The 19,675-nt window shown below is 71.7% G+C and carries 14 protein-coding genes; 2 read left to right on the top strand and 12 right to left on the bottom strand.

Features of this window, described 5'->3' with window-relative positions; genetic code table 11:
• The coding region (locus APR04_RS18605; protein ID WP_372496132.1) for a pentapeptide repeat-containing protein at positions 1-924 on the top strand (924 nt) is incomplete at its 5' end.
• Between the two features lie 751 nt (positions 925-1,675).
• Here the strand turns inward: APR04_RS18605 and APR04_RS18600 are convergent.
• Positions 1,676-2,074, bottom strand: coding sequence for a hypothetical protein (locus tag APR04_RS18600; RefSeq protein WP_253872861.1), 399 nt, complete (start codon positions 2,072-2,074; stop codon positions 1,676-1,678).
• Between the two features lie 58 nt (positions 2,075-2,132).
• On the opposite strand from APR04_RS18600, the gene APR04_RS18595 reads away from it, so the two are divergent.
• Positions 2,133-2,702, top strand: a complete 570-nt coding sequence (locus tag APR04_RS18595; RefSeq protein WP_253872859.1) for an LURP-one-related family protein — start codon at positions 2,133-2,135, stop codon at positions 2,700-2,702.
• A 38-nt stretch (positions 2,703-2,740) separates the two neighbouring features.
• On the opposite strand, the gene APR04_RS18590 is transcribed toward APR04_RS18595, so the two are convergent.
• The 11 genes from APR04_RS18590 to APR04_RS18540 form a co-directional block, all read right to left on the bottom strand.
• A complete protein-coding gene (locus tag APR04_RS18590; protein ID WP_253872857.1) occupies positions 2,741-3,013 on the bottom strand; it encodes a hypothetical protein in 273 nt (90 codons plus the stop codon).
• Positions 3,014-3,042: 29 nt separating this feature from the next.
• Entirely contained in the window at positions 3,043-3,870 is an 828-nt protein-coding gene (locus tag APR04_RS18585) for a PIG-L family deacetylase (protein WP_253872854.1), read from the bottom strand.
• Between the two features lie 34 nt (positions 3,871-3,904).
• Positions 3,905-5,848, bottom strand: coding sequence for a translational GTPase TypA (gene typA / locus APR04_RS18580; protein ID WP_372496131.1), 1,944 nt, complete (start codon positions 5,846-5,848; stop codon positions 3,905-3,907).
• Between the two features lie 216 nt (positions 5,849-6,064).
• Positions 6,065-7,807, bottom strand: coding sequence for a dipeptide ABC transporter ATP-binding protein (locus tag APR04_RS18575; protein WP_253872851.1), 1,743 nt, complete (start codon positions 7,805-7,807; stop codon positions 6,065-6,067).
• Positions 7,804-8,763 (bottom strand): ABC transporter permease, encoded by a 960-nt coding sequence (locus APR04_RS18570; protein WP_253872849.1) that lies wholly within the window; start codon positions 8,761-8,763, stop codon positions 7,804-7,806. Before APR04_RS18570 ends, APR04_RS18575 begins: the two co-directional genes overlap by 4 nt.
• On the bottom strand, positions 8,756-9,682 hold the full coding sequence (locus APR04_RS18565) for an ABC transporter permease (protein ID WP_253872846.1): 927 nt from the start codon (positions 9,680-9,682) through the stop codon (positions 8,756-8,758). The genes APR04_RS18570 and APR04_RS18565 overlap by 8 nt, the downstream gene beginning before the upstream one ends.
• Positions 9,683-9,835: 153 nt before the next feature.
• On the bottom strand, positions 9,836-11,512 hold the full coding sequence (locus tag APR04_RS18560; protein WP_308292369.1) for a peptide ABC transporter substrate-binding protein: 1,677 nt from the start codon (positions 11,510-11,512) through the stop codon (positions 9,836-9,838).
• Positions 11,513-11,774: 262 nt separating this feature from the next.
• On the bottom strand, positions 11,775-12,467 hold the full coding sequence (locus tag APR04_RS18555) for an ABC transporter ATP-binding protein (RefSeq protein WP_253872844.1): 693 nt from the start codon (positions 12,465-12,467) through the stop codon (positions 11,775-11,777).
• Positions 12,464-13,456 (bottom strand): ABC transporter ATP-binding protein, encoded by a 993-nt coding sequence (locus APR04_RS18550; RefSeq protein WP_253872841.1) that lies wholly within the window; start codon positions 13,454-13,456, stop codon positions 12,464-12,466. Before APR04_RS18550 ends, APR04_RS18555 begins: the two co-directional genes overlap by 4 nt.
• Positions 13,457-13,495: 39 nt before the next feature.
• Complete coding sequence (locus tag APR04_RS18545) at positions 13,496-16,291, bottom strand: FtsX-like permease family protein (protein ID WP_253872839.1); 2,796 nt, start codon at positions 16,289-16,291, stop codon at positions 13,496-13,498.
• Positions 16,291-19,560 carry an FtsX-like permease family protein gene (locus APR04_RS18540; RefSeq protein WP_253872837.1) on the bottom strand — a complete coding sequence of 1,090 codons (3,270 nt, stop codon included), beginning with the start codon at positions 19,558-19,560 and terminating at the stop codon, positions 16,291-16,293. The genes APR04_RS18545 and APR04_RS18540 overlap by 1 nt, the downstream gene beginning before the upstream one ends.
• Positions 19,561-19,675: the final 115 nt, after the last annotated feature.

The following is a 19,675-nucleotide window of genomic DNA, read 5'->3' as shown; positions in this document are numbered from 1 at the left end:
GGTGCAGGCCTCTCGGGTGCAGGCCTCTCGGGTGCAGGCCTCTCGGGTGCAGGCCTCTCGGGTGCAGGCCTCTCGGGTGCAGGCCTCTCGGGTGCCGTACTCGACGCCGCCCCGGCCGGGCCTACGGAGCCGGGTGCGGTGTCCGGAGCGGTCGGGCGCGCCGCGCCGTCGGACGAGCCAGTGTTCGAGGCGGCGGGACCGGCGGACGAGGCTGCCACGGCCGGAGGGCCGGCAGGCGCACGACCAGCGGGCGGAGGGCCGACAGGCGCAGAGCTGACAGGCGCCGGAGCTGCGGGAGCAACGGGCGCAGGGCCTGAGGCCGCGGGAGCAGCGGAAGCAGCGGGACCAACGGGCACAGGACCTGGGCCTGCGGCACCCACAGAATCTGCGGACGCGGACCCAACGGGCGCAGAGCCCGCGGGGGCAGGCCCGCTCGCAGGCGCAGAGCCTGCGCGGCTGGGGCCGCTCGCAGGGGCAGGCCCGCTCGCAGGGGCAGGGCCAGTAGGCGCGGAACCAGGGACAGCGGGAGCCTGGGCTGCCGTAGCAGCTACCGCACCTGCGGCGGCCGCCGCACCTGCTCCTACCGCGGCCGCTCCTGCCGCACCGGCTGCGGGCGTCGAGGGGCTGGACGGCGCCGCTGCGGGCGTCGAAGGGCTGGGTGTCGTCGCTGCGGGTGCAGGCGCGTTCGACGCCGATCGTGCCGTGGCCGGTGGCGCCACCTGCTCGGGGGAGGTGCTCTGGCCCGTCGCAGGGACCGGCCGGTCTACCTTGGGGGTGACCGGCGCCGACGCCGGCGCCGGCGAGGCGGCCGGTGGCGCGGCCGGCGTCGCAGGGCTCTGCGGCCCCGCGCTCGGGCTCTCGGCGCTCTTTGCCGCGGGTGCGGTCTTTGGCGGACGGTCGAACGCGAAGACGCGCGGCGTGTAACCGTTCCTCGGCGCCGTTGGTGCCTTGGCCGAGGGCGTCGCGAGCTTCTCCACGACGGTCTGCAGCACCTCAACCGGGTCGGGACCGTCCTTGTCCGGACCGGTCGCGCTCTTCGGGGGCTCAGGCTTGGTCGTTGGCACTGGCGGGGTCGACGGCTCGGGCTTGCTCGGAGTGCCGTCCGGCACTCCGGCGCCCGCTCCCGTGCTCCTGGGGGCGCTCTCGGCTGCCGCGGGCGCTGCTGCGGGCGGCACGACGGGCGGGCGCGGGGCCTGGGGGGCCTCGGACTGCTCCGAAGGGGTCACTGGCTGGGCCTTCTCTGGGGATCTGGGGGCCGGCTGAGCGGTCGGGTGACCGGCCGGTACTGAAGATTGCGCTGCCCCGGGGTCCGTCGGCCGCATCGGGGGCTTCGCCACCTGTCTCGGCACGCTGCCAGGGCGTGACTGGGACAAGCGGGGAGGTGTTACCGGGGCAGGTCGTGCCCCGGCGTTCTCGTCTGACGTCGGCTCGAGCGGTTCGTCACGCTCGGTCGGCTGACCCATCGGCACGCTCCGTGCAACTACCCGAGACGCGGGCTCTCCGCGTCCCCCAAGGGCGTACCTGACCTGCGGCGATTCCGCCGGACGCGGCGGCCCTGCCGGGCATCCTATCCAGCCGGAATCATGCCCAAGGCCGCGTATCGGGCGCCCCGAGGTGGAGGTTGTGTATCAATCCTTCACCCCATCCTGAACCAGTCTGCGAAGGACCGCAGACCTCAGGCAGCAGGCCGATGTCGGCGTGCTGGGACCTCTGCGAACCATGACCGCGGCAGAAACGCGACGACTGCCACGACCGCCACCCCCACGTACGACCAGACCATGCCCAGCACACCTGCCGGGACCACGACGTCGCCACCGGACCCCGGCAGCGACAAGGCCTGCACCATGGCGACCCAGCCCACACCGAATCCGAGCAGCGTGCCGTAGCCGGCCCAGGCACGCGCGAGCACACCCGCCGCAGCCGTCAGAGCCAGCGCGAGGAGCAGGCCGAGGTACCAGGAATCGTCGCCGAACCGGTGCACCACTGTCCCGAGTCCGCCCATGACCACGCCGAGCAGCACGGCCAGCAAGGTGCGCACGATCGTTCGTCCGAGGTGTCGTCCGGGTGAGTTCACCCAGCCATTGTCCAGCATTCACCTGGGAGGAGACTGCGAATGTGCAACACTCCGGCGGGTGAATACCCTCCAGGCACAGACGCAGCTCATCGTTCGACAGCGCATCCGCTTGATGGTCAACCAGTACGAGGTCCGCGGCGCGCAGCCGGACGGCTCCGAGGGCGAGCTCTACGCGTTTGCTCAGCAGAAGCGGATGGCCTTCCGCGAACAGGTCACGCTCTACACCGACGACACCAAGCAGGAGCCCGTCCTCGGGTTCAAGGCTCGTCAGGTGATGGACCTTGGCGCCACCTACGACGTCGTCGACGCGGGCGGCAGCCCGATCGGCTCGTTCCGCAAGGACTTCGCCAAGTCGCTGCTGCGCAGCACCTGGCACGTGGAGCAGCCGGAGCTGGGCACGGCCACCGGGGCCGAGCGCAACATGACGGTCGCCATCCTCCGCCGGCTCGTCGAGGCAGCCTGGCTGCCGTACCACTTCGACTTCCTGATCGACGGCCAGCCGGCCTTCTCCGTGGAGAAGAAGTGGGGTCTTCGCGACCGGTACGTCGTGAACATCCAGGACCCGCGGCTCGACCGTCGGCTCGTGGCCGCGATGTCGATCGGCCTGGACGCCCTCCAGGAGCGCTGACCCCGCACCGGTCCCCGCCCGCTCCAGCCGTTCTGCTCCTATCCGACCTCTACGGCGAGGTAGGTCTCGACGGTGAGGATCGGAGCCAGCACATCGTTGGACAGCGCGTACCACCCGGCGACCGCCCCATCGGGACGCGCGAGCTCGGTCGCGTGCTGCACCTGCGTCGCATGAGCCCGCAACGCCCCCACCACCCGCCCGACCACGCCCCCGGTCCGCACCCGGACCACCTGGCCGGAGCGTGTGATCGGTAGTTCGTCAGGAGATCGGTAGCCCGAGCTGCCGATCTCCTGACGTTCTGCCGACCGCATGGTCAGGCCTCGCTCCGGGGCTGCGAACGTCAGGTTCTCGGCCGCGGCGAGCGCACGTGCCTCCGGTATCGCGGAGAGCCTCGCCCGCGCCTCGCGCAGCTCCGCGGCCGGGACGACGGCCTGCCACAGCTCGGCACCGGCCCATGGCTCGTCCCACCGTCCGACGGCGGCGCCCGGCTCGCCCTCCCCCGCCGGCACGCCTCCGCCGTCGGCCGCCAGGCCGGGTCCGCCGCGAGCTCGAGCGCACGGACCGTCACCTGGTGCGCGCGCACGTGGTCCGGGTGCCCGTAGCCGCCACCGGGCTCGTAGGTGGCGACGACGACCGGGCGCCGCGCGCGGACCAGCCCAGCGAGCCGGCCGGCGGACTCGTCGAGCGGCACCCGGGCGAACGCCGTCGGCGGGGAGTCCGGGGCGGGGCCGGCAACACCCGGCGCCACCCAGGCCATCCCCGAGTCCTCGTACCGCACTTCACCCGACGTGCCAGACGTATGGGTCACCATGCTGACCTGAGGGTCCGACAGCGGGAGAGTGTCGAGGAACGCGTGCTCGACCGCATCGGCGACGCCGCCGGCCAGTCGAGTCAGCGCCCCCGCCAGCTCGGTCTCCCGGTAGGCGCCCAGCGCCGGCCGGTCGCCCTCGAGGCCGGCCAGCCCCTCCGACGTCGTGCCCGGAAGGGCGATGACCTCGCCACGTTCTCCGCGCGTGCAGGTGACGACGCAGACCGGCCGACCGGCCGCGGCGAAGGTGGCGAGCAGCCCCCCGGTGGCCAAGGTCTCGTCGTCAGGATGCGCATGCACGGCGAGCAGCCCCCCGAACGCACCGAGTGCTGGATCTTGGCCCTCAGAACGATCGTTCATGGGCGAAGATCCAGCACTCGGCGGAAGGGGTCGATCAGGAACGCTTGGCGCGGGCCGTGGCGCGGGCGCGGTCCGTCGCGTTGAGCAGGACCTTGCGGATGCGGACGACCTCGGGGGTCACCTCGACGCACTCGTCCTCCTGGGCGAACTCCAGGGACTCCTCGAGGGTGAGCTTGCGCGGCGGGATCAGGTTCTCGAAGTTGTCGGCGCTCGCCGACCGCATGTTCGTCAGCTTCTTTTCCTTGGTGATGTTGACGTCCATGTCCTCGTTGCGCGAGTTCTCGCCGACGATCATGCCCTCGTACACCTCCTGCGTGGGGTCCACGAAGAAGGAGCCGCGCTCCTGCAGGTTGATCATGGCGAACGGCGTGACCTTGCCGGCGCGGTCGGAGACGAGCGAGCCGGTCATGCGCGACTCGATCGGGCCGTGCCAGGGCTCGTAACCGTCACCGATCGACGCCGCGATACCGGTGCCGCGGGTGTCCGTGAGGAACTGCGTGCGGAAGCCGATGAGGCCACGTGCCGGAACCATGAACTCCATGCGGACCCAGCCGGTGCCGTGGTTCGTCATGGTCTCCATGCGGCCCTTGCGCTGCGCCAGGAGCTGCGTGACGGAGCCGAGGTACTCCTCGGGCACGTCGATGGTCATGCGCTCCATCGGCTCGTGGATCTTGCCGTCGACCGTCTTGGTGACGACCTGCGGCTTGCCCACCGTCAGCTCGAAGCCCTCGCGGCGCATCTGCTCGACGAGGATCGCCAGGGCCAGCTCGCCACGGCCCTGCACCTCCCACGCGTCGGGACGCTCGGTCGGGAGCACCTTGAGCGACACGTTGCCGACGAGCTCGGCGTCGAGGCGGTCCTTCACCTGTCGGGCGGTGACCTTGTGGCCCTTGCCGCCCTTGCCGGCGAGCGGCGCGGTGTTGATACCGATGGTCATCGAGATCGCGGGGTCGTCGACAGCGATGAGCGGCAGCGGGCGCGGGTCGTCGATGTCGGTGAGGGTCTCGCCGATCATGATGTCGGCGATGCCTGCGACGGCGACGATCTCGCCGGGGCCAGCCTTGTCGGTCGGCACGCGGTCGAGCGCCTTCGTCTCCAGCAGCTCGGTGATCTTCACGGTCTGCAGCGAGCCGTCGTGCCGGGCCCACGCGACGTTCTGGCCCTTGACCAGGGTCCCGTTGTGGATGCGCAGCAGGGCGAGACGACCGAGGAACGGCGACGCGTCGAGGTTGGTGACGTGCGCCTGCAGCGGCATGTCCTCCTCGTAGGTCGGCGCGGGGGTCTTCTCGAGGATGGTCGCGAACAGCGGCTCGAGGTCCTCGCTGTCGGGCAGGCCACCGTCAGCCGGCTGCTCGGTGGAGGCGCGGCCGGCCTTCGCCGACGCGTACACGACGGGGACGTCGAGGATGGCGTCCAGGTCGAGGTCCTCGACCTCGTCGGACAGGTCGCTGGCCAGACCGAGCAGCAGGTCGGTGGTCTCGGCGACGACCTCGGTGATGCGTGCGTCCGGACGGTCCACCTTGTTCACCACGACGATGACGGGCAGCTTCGCGGCCAGCGCCTTGCGCAGCACGAACCGCGTCTGGGGCAGCGGGCCCTCGGACGCGTCGACGAGCAGCACGACGCCGTCGACCATCGACAGGCCGCGCTCGACCTCACCACCGAAGTCGGCGTGGCCAGGGGTGTCGATCACGTTGATCGTGATGCCGTCGGGCTCACCGTTCGCCGCCGCCGCCGGGCCGGAGTACCGGATGGCGGTGTTCTTGGCGAGGATCGTGATGCCCTTCTCACGCTCCAGGTCGCCCGAGTCCATCACGCGGTCCTCGAGGTGCTGGCGGGCGCCAAAGGATCCGGACTGCCGCAGCATGGCGTCCACAAGCGTGGTCTTGCCATGGTCGACGTGGGCCACGATCGCGACGTTTCGCAGGTCGGAACGGGTCGCACGGACCGAGGTCGGCGCGGTTGCAGGCACGGTCACGGAGCACTCATTTCCAGAAGGGGAGTCAAGGTGCGCGGACGCTGATCCGAAAGGACCGGTCTCGCGGCAGCACTATCTTACCCGGGATTCGAAATCCTCAGGTGTCGTCCGTGTCACTCTTCGATGAACGACGAAGCGACCTCGTCGGTCGTGCCGTCAGGACCCAGGTCCTGACGGCACGACCGACGAGGTCGCCGGTTCGCGCGAGCGCGGAGGTCAGCCGCCGATCTCCAGGCTTGCGCCCGGGATGGCCGCCAGGAGATCCCGCGTGTACTCCTGCTGCGGGTTGTCGAACACCTCGTCGGTGGTCGCGTGCTCCACGATGCTGCCGTCCTTCATCACGGCCACCAGGTCGGCGATCTGCCGCACGACCGCGAGGTCGTGCGTGATGAACAGGTAGGACAGCCCCAGCTCGGCCTGCAGGTCGTTGAGCAGCGTCAGGATCTGCGCCTGGACCAGCACGTCGAGTGCCGAGACGGCCTCGTCGAGCACGAGCACCTCTGGCTTGAGCGCCAGCGCACGCGCGATGGCGATGCGCTGCCGCTGGCCGCCCGACAGCTCGTTCGGGAACCGGCGCATGGTCGCCTGCGGGAGCGACACCATGTCGAGCAGCTCACGCACGCGCACCTCGCGGGACTTCCGGTCACCCACCCGGTGCAGCCGCAGCGGCTCCTCGATCGAGGAGAACACCGAGAACATGGGGTCCAGGGACCCGTAAGGGTTCTGGAACACCGGCTGCACCCGGCGGCGCATCGCGAACGACTGCTTGCCCGACATCGTGGCCATGTCCTGGTCGTTGATGGTCACGACCCCCGACGTCGGCTCCAGGAGCCCCAGCACCATGTTGGCAGCGGTGGACTTGCCCGAACCGGACTCGCCCACCAGGGCGATCGTGCGGCCCTTCGGCAGGGTGAACGAGATGTTGTCGACCGCGGTGAAGTCCGTGTGCGTACCAGGACGCGCACCGCGGAGCCGGAACACCTTGGTCAGGTCCTTCGCCACGACGACGTCGGGTGCGGCCTTCGCGGTCTCGTCCGCGTGGGCGGCGAGCTGCTCGTCGGTCTGCTTGCCCCGCTCGTGCGCGGACTGGATGCGGCGAGAGGCCAGCGACGGCGCCGAGGCGACCAGCCGCCTGGTGTACTCGTGCTGCGGGTCCTGCAGGATCTGTCGCGCCGGGCCGGACTCCACGACCTTGCCCTTGTACATCACCACGAGGTGCTCGGCGCGCTCGGCGGCCAGGCCCAGATCGTGCGTGATGAACAGGACGGCCGTACCCAGCTCCTTGGTGAGACCCTCCAGGTGGTCCAAGATCTTCTTCTGGACCGTCACGTCGAGCGCCGACGTCGGCTCGTCCGCGATGAGCAGCTTGGGCCGCGAGGCCAGGCCGATCGCGATGAGCGCGCGCTGGCGCATACCGCCGGAGAACTCGTGCGGGTACTGCCTGGCCCGCACCTCGGCGTCCGGCAGCCCGGCCTCCCCGAGCAGCTCGACGACGCGCGCCTTGCGCGCCGCCCGGTCGCCCTGGAAGCCGTTGGCCACGAGGGCCTCGTCGATCTGCGTGCCCACGCGCCACACGGGGTTCAGGTTCGACATCGGGTCCTGCGGCACGAGGCCGATCTCCCGGCCCCGCAGGTCCTCGGTCTGCCGACGGCCCAGCCCGACGAGCTCACGTCCGCCGAACTTGATGGATCCGCCGGTCACCTTGCCGGTGCCCGGCAGCAGGTCGATGATCGCGTGGGCAGTGGTGGACTTGCCCGAACCGGACTCGCCCACGATCGCGACGGACTGCCCCGGGTAGACGTTGAGGTCCACGCCGCGCACGGCCTGCACAACGCCCTGCCCCGTGGTGAACCCGATGTGCAGGTCCTTGATCTCGAGCAGCGGCGTCGACGCGTCCTGGGACTCCCAGCGCTCCGGCTCTTGCTCGACGGCGTCGTTCAGGGAGACGGTGGTGCTCATCGCTTCCTCGCCTTCGGGTCCAGGGCGTCACGGACGACGTCACCCAGCAGGATGAAGCCGAGCACGGTGAAGCCGAGCGCCGCAGCCGGGTAGAACATGATCTCGGGGTTGGAGCGGAGCGCGCTCTGCCCGGTGGACAGGTCGCCGCCCCACGAGACCGTGGACGGGTCCAGGCCGATGCCGAGGAACGTCAGCGTGGCCTCGGCCACGATGAACGTACCGAGGGCCACCGTCGCGTACACGATGATCGGGGCGGCGGCGTTGGGCAGCGCGTGCCGCACCATGATGGCGAACCGGCCCATGCCGAGCGCCTTGGCAGCAGTGACGAACTCGTTGTTCTTCACGCTGAGCACGGAGCCACGGGCGATCCGGGCGATCGACGTCCACCCGAAGGCAGCCAGCACGACCGCGACGGTCAGTTCCGTGCGCTCCTCCGCCAGGCTCAGGATCACGATGGCGGCCAGCACGAACGGCACGGCGAAGAAGACGTCGGTGAGCCGCGACAGGATGGTGTCGAGCCACCCGCCGTAGTAGCCGGCGATCGCCCCGATGGCGGTACCGAGGATCACCACGAACGTGGTGGTCAGCGTGCCCACGAGCACCGAGGACCTGGCGCCGAACAGGGTCCGGGCGTAGATGTCGCACCCGTTCTGGTTGGTGCCGAACGGGTGCTCGCCCGACGGTGATGCGAACGCGTTGCCGAGGTCGCAGCCCGAGCGCGGCAGCGCGGTCGTGAACACGCCGGGAATGATGGACACGATGATGACCACGACGATCATCACCGCCGAGACCCAGAACATCGGGCGGCGGCGCATCTCGTTCCAGGCGTCGCGCCACATGCTCGACGGCGCCTCGCTGGTGTCGACGGAGTCGATGACCTGGAGCTGGACCACGTCGGGCCCGGCGACGAAGTGCTCCTGGCCCGGACGGGGGTTTGGTCGGGTGTTCTCAGGCATAACGGATCCTCGGGTCCAGAACGGCGTACAGCAGGTCCACGAGCAGGTTGGCTCCGATGTAGACGATCACGAGCACCGTGGACAGCGCGACGACCGTCGTGTTCTCGCCACGCTGGATCGCCTCGAAGAGGGTGCCACCCACGCCGTTGATGTTGAAGATGCCCTCGGTCACGATCGATCCGGTCATGAGGTTGCCCAGGTCGACACCGATGAACGTGACCACGGGGATGAGGGAGTTGCGCAGCACGTGTCGCCGCGTCACCAAGGCGCGGGACAGGCCCTTGGCCCGCGCGGTGCGCACGAAGTCAGCGGTGATGTTCTCGAAGACCGACGTGCGCGTCAGCCGCAGCACGTAGGCGAACGAGGTGGCGGCCAGCACGATCGAGGGCAGCAGGAGGCTGTAGAAGTTCGGATCTCGTCCCGCGGTGACGGGCAGCCAGTCGAGCTGGACTCCCACGATGATCTGCAGCAGCAGACCGGTCACGAACGTGGGGACCGAGATGAGCAGCAGGCTCCACACGAGTACGACGGAGTCGAAGAGCTTGCCCTTGCGCATGCCGGCCCACAGGCCGAAGGCGATGCCGAGCACGGCCTCGATCACGATGGCCATCATGGCCAGCTGGAAGGTCACGGGCAGCGCGTTCGCGATGGTCTCCGCCACCGGCTGCCCCGTGAAGTCGTTCCCCATGTCGAAGGTGACGACGCCCTTGAGGAAGTAGAAGTACTGCATGATGAACGGCTCGTTGAGGTGGAACTGCTCGCGGATCTGGGCCTGTACGGCTTCGGGCAGGCCTCGTTCACCGCCCAGCGCCGCGACGGGATCACCGGGTCGCAGGAACACCAGCGCGTACAGCAGCAGCGTGGCACCGAGGAACACGGGGATCACCTGGATCAGTCGGCGTCCGATGTACCAGAGCATCGTTAAATCTCCTTGGTAAGTTTCCGCCGCCCATTATCCCGGAACCTTCCGAGAGCCAGGACACGGCACAGGGGAGGCGGAGCGTGCAGTGTTGCACGCCCCGCCTCCCATCTGGGGTGATGGGCTACGTCCGGCGACCGGACGTCATCACCATCACTCCGACTTGGTCACCTGCGTCAGGATGGGGTCGCTGTCCCAGCCGAACGCCACGTTGTCGACCGCCTCGGAGTGGCCACCGGTGGCGTTCTGGTACCAGAGCGGGATGCCCGGCAGGTCCTCGAGGAGGATGGTCTGGGCCTCCTTGTACAGCTCGGTGGCCTCCTCCGGAGTCGCAGCGCCGGCCGCCTCGTCGAGCTTGGCGTCGAACTCCTCGTTCGAGTAGTTCATGTCGTTCGAGCCGGCACCGGTGCCGTAGATCGGGCCGAGGAAGTTACCCATGGACGGGTAGTCCGCCTGCCAGCCACCACGGAACATGGCCGTCGCCGGGAGCGTCTCGTTGTCACGAGCGTCGAGGAACTCGTCGAACACCGGGTACTGGTCGAACTCGCACTCGATCCCGAGCACGTCGCGGATGCCGTTGCAGGTCGGGTCGATCCAGGACTGGTGGTCGCTGTCCGCGTTGGACGAGATGTAGAACGGCTCGTCACCCCACGGCTCGATCTCCTCGGCCTCGTCCCAGAGCTTCTTGGCCTCCTCCGGGTTGTACTGCAGCACCTCGTTGCCCTCGAGGTCCTCGGTCCAGCCGTTGATCACCGGCGAGGTGAAGTCGGTGGCCGGCGTGCGAGCACCGTGGTAGACGGTCTCGGTGATCGCCTCACGGTCGATGGCCATGGAGATCGCCTGACGGCGCAGGAGGCCCGCCTCACCGGAGAACTTCTCGTTGTACTCCGGGACGTTGATGACCTGGATCACCGCGGCCGGCTGGTTGACCGCGCGCTCGCCCAGCTGCTCCTCGAAGGTGCCGAAGGCCGACGACGGGATGTTGATGACGATGTCGAGGTTGCCGTCGAGCAGCTCGTTGTACGCGGCGTCCTCCTGCGTGTACGCGAGGAGGTCGACGCCGTCGTTCTCGACGGTGTTGCCACCCGCGTAGGACTCGTTGGGACGCAGCTCGAGGACGGAGTCGTGCTCCCAGTTCGCCAGCGTGTACGGGCCGTTGCCGATCGGGTTCTCACCGAAGGCTTCCGGGTCCTCGTTGAACGACTCGGGCACCGGGAAGAACGCGGCGTAGCCGAGGCGCACGGGGAAGTCCGACTCCGGCTGAGTGAGGGTGACCGTGAACTCGGTGTCGCTGACGACCTCGAGGCCGGACAGGGTCTCGGCCTTCGGCACCTCGCCCTCCTTGGGCGTGCCGTCCTCGTTCAGCTGGTCCTCGGCGAGCTGCACGTCCTCGAACCCCTCGATCGGGGTGAAGAAGTAGCTCAGGTTCTGTCCGTTGGGACCGTAGGCGCCGTAGTTCCAGCCGTCGACGAAGCTCTGTGCCGTCACCGGGGTGCCGTCGGAGAACTCCCAGCCCTCGTTGAGGGTGATGTTCCAGACCTTGTTGTCCTCGGACTCGATGGACGCGGCAACCTCGTTCTCGATGCCACCGTTCTCGTCATAGCGAACGAGGCCGGCGAAGATGTTCCTGACGACGAGTCCGCCGTAGACCTCGTTGGTCATCGTCGGGATCAGCGGGTTCTGCGGCTCGCCGCTACCGACGGTCACGATGGCCGCGTTGTCGCCGCTCGCATCGTCGTCGCCGCTGCCGCCGCCACCACAGGCCGAGAGCACCAGAGCCGTGGCGAGCGTAAAGGCTCCCACTCCCATGAGTCGCTTTCGAGGTGTCACGTGTCCTCCTGGTTCGTTGTGCCCACTCCGTCCGACGGAGTTGTCCTCCGGAGCGATGCGGACGCTTCTTTGCGCCCAGTGATAACAGACCTAACGTAGTCGCTCCACGCAGATGCCGATGACCACCGTAAGGGAAACTCCACCGAGTTGTGACCATCTCGGTATGTGGGAGTAACACCAGGTAACAGTTCTGACCAGGTGGTTCTCACAGCCGTAACAATCGCGCCGAGAGGGCGTTCACCAGGAAATTCACCCTGTTGCCTCAGTCCATCACCTGCCCGTCGTGCAGCTCGACCACGCGGTCGGCGCGGGCCATCAGCTCGGGGTCGTGCGTCGAGACGACGGCGGCCACGCCGCGCTCGTGCGCGACCCGCGCGAGCAGGTCCATCACCACGGCGGCAGTCCCCGAGTCGAGCTGTCCGGTGGGCTCGTCGGCGAGCAGCACCTCGGGCTCCGCGACGAGGGCCCTGGCGATGCCCACGCGCTGCTGCTGGCCGCCCGACAGCTCGTAGGGCCGCTGCTTCGCATGCCCGGAGAGCCCGACCGCGTCCAGCGCCGCCGCCACCCGTTCCGCCCGCTCGGCCGGTGGGGTGCGCCGCAGCCGCAGCGGTACCTCCACGTTCTCCGCCGCCGACAGGACGGGCACCAGCCCGAACGACTGGAACACGTAGCCGATCCGCTCCCGCCGGGCCGTGAGGACCGCCTTCTCCCCCAGTGCGGTCAGCTCGGCGTCGCCCAGCCACACGCTGCCCGACGTCGGGCGGTCCAGGGCACCGAGCAGGTTCAGCAGCGTCGTCTTGCCAGAGCCGGACGGGCCGCGCACCACGAGCAGCTCGCCCGCCGCGACCTGCAGCGCGGCGTCCGTCAGGGCGCGCACCTCGCCGGCACCGGTCCCGAACACCCGGGTGAGGCCCTGGGCACGCAGCACGGTGCGCGCCGGAGCGGTGGCGGTCATCGGTCCTCCTCGGTCGGGATCTCGACAGGATCGGCCACCGGGCTCGGCTCGGCCGACGAGCCCGGCGTCGCCGACCAGACGCTCACGTGGTCCGGCTCGAGGGCCAAGCGGACGCGGTCCCGCAGGTCGAGCGCGTGCACGAAGTCCTGCGGCAGCTGCAGGCGGCCCACCCGGTCGAGCACCGCGAACTCCTCCGACACATGCCGTGCCCGGCCGTGCTCATCGGTCTCCGTGCGCCGCAGCGTCTCCGTCGAGGTCCGGCCGTCGCGGATCTGGACGGTGCGCGCCACGTGCTCGGACACCGTCGGGTCGTGCGTGACGATCAGGGTGGTCACGCCGGTCTCCCGGTTCACGCCGCGCAGGGCTTCCAGCACCTCGGCGGAGGTGGCCTCGTCGAGCTCGCCGGTGGGCTCGTCCGCCAGCAGCACGCGCGGGCTGTTGGCCACGGCGACCGCTATCGCCGTCCGCTGCTGCTCGCCGCCGGACATCTGGCCCGGTCGCCGGCCGGCCACGTGGCCCACCTCCAGCAGTTCGAGCAGCTCCTCGACGCGACGCCGCCGCTCACGCCGCGGCAGCGTGTTCGCCAGCTCCAGCGGGAGCCGGACGTTCTCGCTCGCCGTCAGGTACGGCAGGAGGTTGCGCGAGGTCTGCTGCCACACGAAGCCGACGGTGGAGCGCTGGTACCGCACCCGCTCGGCGTGTCCCATGGTCAGCAGGTCCGTGCCCGCCACCACGGCGGACCCGCCCGTCGGCGTGTCCAGGCCGGAGAGGATCGTCAGCAGCGTGGACTTCCCGGAACCGGACGCGCCGACGACGGCGACGATCTCCCCCGGGTCGACGCTCAGCGTGAGGCCCTGCAGCGCCTGCACCTCCACGCCGTCCGTGGCGAAGATCCGGACCAGGTCGCCGCACCGGATCTCGCCGCCGTCCTGCGGCGGCCCGGCCGACGCGGGCGCGCCGCCGTCCGTCAGCTCGATGGTCGTGCTCATCGGGTCTCCTCTCGAACGCCTGGGTCCGCGGTCGTCATGTCAGTCGTTGCTGCCCATCCGGAGCTGGGCGGCTACCTCGCCGCGCCTGCTCAGCGCCGCGGCGACGCCCACTGCGGCCAGCACCACGGCGACGAAGCCCGCGGCGGCCGCACCGAGCAGCAGCGGGTCGTACTCCGGGGCCGGCTGCGTGACGCCGCCGGTCAGGGCCGTGACGTCCACAGCTGCCAGCACGAGCGACGGCACGGCCACACCCAGCACCGCGCCCACCACCAGCGCCACCACCGCCCACGGCCCGATCTCCCAGCCGACGAGCCCGCGTCCCTGGCGCGGCGACAGGCCGAGCGTCTGCAGCACGGCGAGCAGCCGGGCCCTGGCGGGTGCGGCCAGCATGAGCGTCATCACCACGGCCGCCGCACAGAGCAGCCCCGCGAGCAGCACGGCCAGCACGAAGGCGATCACCAGCCCGCCCGAGACGGGCGCGGCGAGCATGGTGGCCGCCTCCTGGTCCGGGTCCTCCACCAGTGCGGACGGCAGCACCTGCGAGATCTCGGTGGTCACCGCCGCGCGATCCGCGTCGTCGGCCAGGCCGACGAGCGAGAGCCGCGCGAAGCTGGTCTCGCCGGTGCTCGCGGTGAGCAGCTCCGTGTCTGCCAGGACGAGCGCGCGGCCGGCGGGCAGGCCAGGCAGCGTGTCGACCACGTCGACCACGCGGACCGGGACCTCGCCCTCCTGCGTCGCGAGGGTGATCCCCGTGCTCCCCGCGGCGACACCGGGACCGGCGGCCGACTCGGTGAGGATCACGGGCAACGCGTCGTCCGCCCCACCGGCCGGTGCTCGGACCAGCTCGCGGAGCGTCTCGGGCGCCGCCCCGGTCACGTCCTCCTGGACCAGGGCGAGCGCCGCGGCGTCGACGGAGTACACCTCGGTCCGCGGGGACGATGCCGTGCCCTGCAGCACGGCGTCACCAACGTCGGCGACCGCGGTCACCGCCTCGACCCCCTCGATCGCGGCGAGCTGCTCGGCCACCGGCTCGTCGATGATCGGGCCGGAGATACGCAGGTCGGAGCCGGTGGCTCGCCACGCCTCGCGGACCACGCCACCGGAGACCGTCGAGTAGAGCACCGCCGACGTCGCCGCGACGGCCACGGCCAGCACGAGCGCCACCGCCGGGACGGGCCCGCCGGCCGGGTCACGCGTGGCGCGCGCTGCGCCGAGGAACGGGACGAGGTCGAGCCGGGGCGCGAGCGCCCGTTCGAGCGCGAGCGCGAGCCAGGGGTAGGCACGCACGGCGAGCAGGGTGAGGGCGAGGGAGATCAGCAGCGGCGCGGCGGCGACCAGCGGGTCGACGCCCGTGCCGGCACCCGAGCCCGCGACGACACCGCGCGAGAGCAGCAACCAGGTCGCCAGCGCCGCGCTCGCGACGACCAGCACCTCGAGCACCCACCGCACGCGGCTGCGCGAGCGGGGGGCGAGGTCGGCGCGGGCGGTTCGCAGGCCGGCCGGTGAGGTGGCGAGGGCCAGTGCGGTCGCGGGCGCGAGACCCGCGGCGAGGGCGAAGGCCACCTGGCTCACGGTGACCGGCGCGTCGAGGCCGAGACCGGCAGAGAGCGCGAGCCCGGCCGCGAACCCCGCCACCGCAGATCCGAGCCCCACGACGAGGCCCTCGCCGCCCATGAGCAGGCGGAGCTGTGTCCCGGACGCCCCACGGGCGCGGAGCAGGGCGAGCGCCGAGCGCCGGCGGTCGACGACGAGCCGGGCGCCGAGGGCGAGCACCGCGACGGTGGCGCCGAGCGGCCCGACGGCGAGCACCGCGACTATCGCGTCGACGCCGGTCCGCTGCGCGAGCAGGCGTTCAAGGATCTCGCTGAGGCGGGTGCTGGGGCGCAGCTCCATCGGCACGGGGTCGTCGGGGCCCGCCGGGACGCGGAACGTCTGGGCCGACTGGCCGTTGGCCTGGGCCAGGAGCAGCGGCACGTCGGCAGCGGTCACGCCGTCGGTGTCCACCGGATACCAGACGCGGGTCTGCCCGATACCCAGGGTGACCGGCGTGATCATCGCCGGGCTGATGTAGACGGAAGCGGTGCCGAGAAGGCCGCGGTTCGGGTCGGTGATCACCGATGCCCTGGCCGCCAGGCTGTGGTGCAGCCAGTAGTCGGTGTCCGGGTCGCCGGCCTCGAAGATCCCTGTCACGACGAGGGCGGGGTAGCGCTCGGCCAGGGCGATGATGCCGGAGCCGCCGAGATTGTCGTACCGGCCGCCGAGCTCCCAGCCGTACGTCTCCGCGACGGCGCGCGAGACGGCGACCTCGAACGCCGGCGCTGGGGTCGCACCGGGCCACCGGCCCTCGAGGAGCTCGCTGTTCTCCGCAAGGTCGGTGGCCGAGCGGAGAAAGACCTTGGCCTCGGCCAGCTGGGAGCTGGGTACCGGTTCGGTGTACGCGGGCTCCGCCGAGGTCACGTGGAAGTGCGGGGCACCCATCACCGAACGCAGCGGATCCTCTGTCTCGGTGCGCACGGTGTCCAGGTTCGCGAGGAACGGTGCCCAGTCGGGCTCGGCGGGGACGCCACCTCCGACGTCGGGCGATTCGTAGCCGTAGATCCCACCGGGCGGCTCCCCGGGGATCGCTCCGGCGACCGAGACCACGTCACGTGCCGGTCCCGAGGCCGCCGCCGTCTCATAGGTCACCTGGTCCGCGTGCATCGTCGCGATCGCGCGCGGTGCGGTCGACAGCACACCGGCCGCGAGGAACGCGACGACGCCGAGCGTCGCGGTGGCACCCCAGGACGTGCGCAGCTGCCGCCGCGCGAGCAGGCCCAGCCCGGACAGCGCCCCCATCAGCGGACCTCCTCGCGGTAGGTGGTGTCGCGGGCCTGTGCGGCGACGCGCCCGCCGACCCCGATCGCGACCAGGACGAGACCTGCCACGGCCACGGCCAGCACCAGGCCGGTCCCCGCGGTCTCCACGACGAACTGGGCAGGTGGTGCGGCGTCGATGCCCGTGAGCGTCGCGCCGGCAAGCCCGCCGGCGGTGAACCGCGCGACGGCCCATCCCGCGACGGCGCCCACCGCGAGCGCCACCGAGCCGACCGCGATCAGCTCGGTGGACCGCGCCCTGGCCTGCGCCACAGGACCGAGACCCACTGCGCGCAGCACGATGACCTCGCCGCGCCGCTCGCGCAGGGTCGCCACGGCGACGGCGAGCACGCCGGCCAGGGCGAGCACCGTTGTGCCGGCGGCCGCGAGCCAGAACGAGACGCGTACCGGGGCGGCGGTGTCCGTAGAGCCGTAGCCGGGTGTCGTGACGGTCGGCCGCTCGCGGCTGCTCTCGCCGGTGGCCTCCGCGACGGCGGTCGTCGCACTGGCGAGGCGGGTCACGGCGTCGGCCGGAGCACTGGCACCGGGCGGGCCCGCGGCCAGCCAGACCTCGCTCGTCAGGACCGGGTCACTCACCTCGCGGACGAGCACGGTGGCGAGCGCTCCGCGGTCCAGCAGGGCTGCGTACGGCTCGAGCGCCCCGGGCACCGTGCCCGACGACGCGACGGCGACCACCGGCAGCCGCGTTCCACCGAGGGTCAGCTCGAAGGTGTCCGCCGTGGCTATGCCCAGGGCGCTGAACAGCGACGCCGAGGCGAGCAGCGGGACGGGCCCGGCGTCGGGCGTGGTCAGGAGGCGGAGCCTGCTGGCTGCCGTCGCGTCGTTGGCGAGCTGCATGGTGAGCTCGACCTGGCCGGGCAGTGTCTCCGTTCCCAGCTCCAGGCCGTCGGCGCCGTCCATGGTCTCCGACAGGGTCCACTCCGCACCGTCGACGGGCGCTCCGTCCGCGGTGAGGCCGACCACGGACAGCGACGCCTGAGCCGTCGACCAGCCGGGCAAGGTACCCACGTCCAGAGCGGCGACCCGCCAGGTCTGGCCTTCCGGCGGTGGTGGAACAGCTCCCGACAGCTCGTGGGTGGTCAGGTCTGCCCCGAGGGTGTCGCCGGTCCCGTCGCCCTCGCTCAGCTGCCCGAGGTCGACCGTGGCCAGCGTGCCGTCGGGCGTCGCGAGCACGACCGACACGTCGAGCCGGTGCCCGGGCGCACCCGCCGGCAGCGGCATATCGGTCGTCGGGCGGATGCTGCCGCTCATCGTGAGGCCGACGTCGCGCGCGCCGTCGGGCAGGGCCGGCGCCGTGGCAAAGGCGTCGCTCGCCAGGTCGTCGGCCAGCCGCCCGACGTCGAGCACCTCCGCCGGTGCACGCATCACCGCTGGTGCCGCGGCCGCCGGCAGCGCCAGCATCGTGACCGGGAGCCCGTCGGAGTACGCCGTAGCGGAGAGGACGGGCGCCGCGGCGACGGCGTCCGGACCCGGCCCCCCGGTTTCGGCACCGCCCTCCAGGTACGGCGTCGGGTCGAGACGTCCGCTCTCCGGTGCCGTGACCCGCACGTCGGCACCGTTGGCGAGCACGTCGACGTCGGCCCGCAGCCGTTCGGCGGTACCCGCGTAGCCGCCCGCGAGCGTCGCGGCGCCGCCCGCGAGCACGAGCAGGACCACCGGTACCACGTAGACGACGAGCCGTCGGGCCACCTGCCGCGCCGCCAGCGGTCCGACGACGCCGCGCGACCGGCCGGCGAGCCCGGCCCACAGGCGGGTGGCCGGGCCGAGGACCACCATCGCGGCGACGGCGAGGGCTGCGAGGGCGAGCGCAGGAGCCGCAGCGGCCGTCGGATCGATCCGGGGACCGTCCGGCGTGGCCAGCAGCGGTGAGCCGTAGCGCAGCAGCTGCGTGACGCTCACCGCGGCGGCGGCCACCGTCAGCACCACCGTGCCGAGGGCCGCCACCTGGCGCACCCGCCCCGAGCGGTCGGTCACCTGTCGCCGCGCCGCTGCCTGCGCCTGCAGCGCCGCGACCAGCATGAGTGTCGCGGCCGCCACGACCGCGACCGCCAGCGCCACGGCCAGGGGCGTCGCGGCGGGGACGGCTGCACCGGCGTCCGCCCGGGTGACCAGCCGCAGCGCCGCCCAGGCCGCGCCGCCCCCTGCCGCCGCTGCGGTCAGTGCGAGCAGCACCCCCTCCACGAGGGCTGCCGCCGCGACCGTCCCGGGCGCGGCCCCGCGCGAGACGAGCAGCGCGACCTCCGCCTCACGGGTGGCGGCCAGCAGACGCGCCACCTGTACCAGTGCGACCAGACCCACGAGCGCCAGGAGGCAGAGCGGCACCAGGGCCACGGCGTCCGCCGCACGCAGCGCGGCCTCGAGATCGGCGGCCGTCGTGCTGAGCGTGCCCGTGACGGTCAGCCCGCGCGGCGCGACGGAGTCGTCCTCGCCCAGGCCGCGCTCGACCTCGGCGGTGAGCGCCGCCAGTGCGGGCAGGTGCGCGGGAGTCAGCGCGGTGCGGTCGGGCACAACGGTCCAGCGCGCGAACGGGTCGGTGTCCAGGCCTGTGACGACTTCCTGGCTCACGACCACCGGGCCGGGATGGGCGCCGTCGGCCCCGGTCAGCGCAGCGGGGTCCCCGAGCCAGACGGCGGCGTCAGGGTCCGTGACGCGCCACGTCGCCGCGATGACGAGGGGCGTCCCCGTGGTCGTCGGGGCATCGGGATCCACGCCCAGGCGGATCGTGTCGCCGACCGTGAGGCCGGCTGCCTCCGCGGCATCGGCCTGTACCGCGGCATCTGAGGCGTCGGTGGGCCAGGCCCCTTCCACGACGGTGACACCAGCCGCGCCTTCCCCCGCCAGCACCTCCGCGCGCGACGGGGCGGGCAGGAGCGCCACCGGCCAGCGGCCCAGGTCCTCCCCCGCGCTGCCTCGCGTGTACTGCGGCTCGGTCCGCACGTCGTAGGCGACGTGGTGCGGCACGCTCCCGAGCAGGTCGGCGAGCACCTGCTGGACGTGGGTGTCCTGGGCGTCGGCCTCGCCCTCGTCCGCCAGGCGGGTGGCGAGCTGCACCGCCCGGGCCGACGGCTCGGCGTCCGCGAACCCGTCGCGGGCTTCCGCCGTTGCGGCGGCCTGCGTCCAGCCGACGGTCACACCAAGGGCGCCGGTCAGCACCGCGACCAGCAGCCACACGAGCGCGAGCAGCCCGCGGTGCGCCGTCGACCGGCGGGCAAGGAGGGTGGCTCGACTCACGGGCCCAAACTAGCCCTGCCCTGTGACACGGACGACGAAACTAGTGACGCCCAGGGCAACGATCCGATCACGCAGCAGCATGCGAACCAGCCACCATGCGCGTCTACCCAGGGAC

It is taken from the genome of Promicromonospora umidemergens (assembly GCF_024171995.1).
Classification (GTDB): domain Bacteria; phylum Actinomycetota; class Actinomycetes; order Actinomycetales; family Cellulomonadaceae; genus Promicromonospora; species Promicromonospora umidemergens.
The sequence above is the reverse complement of the archived record's forward strand: the minus strand, read 5'-3'. Positions and strand labels throughout refer to the sequence as shown.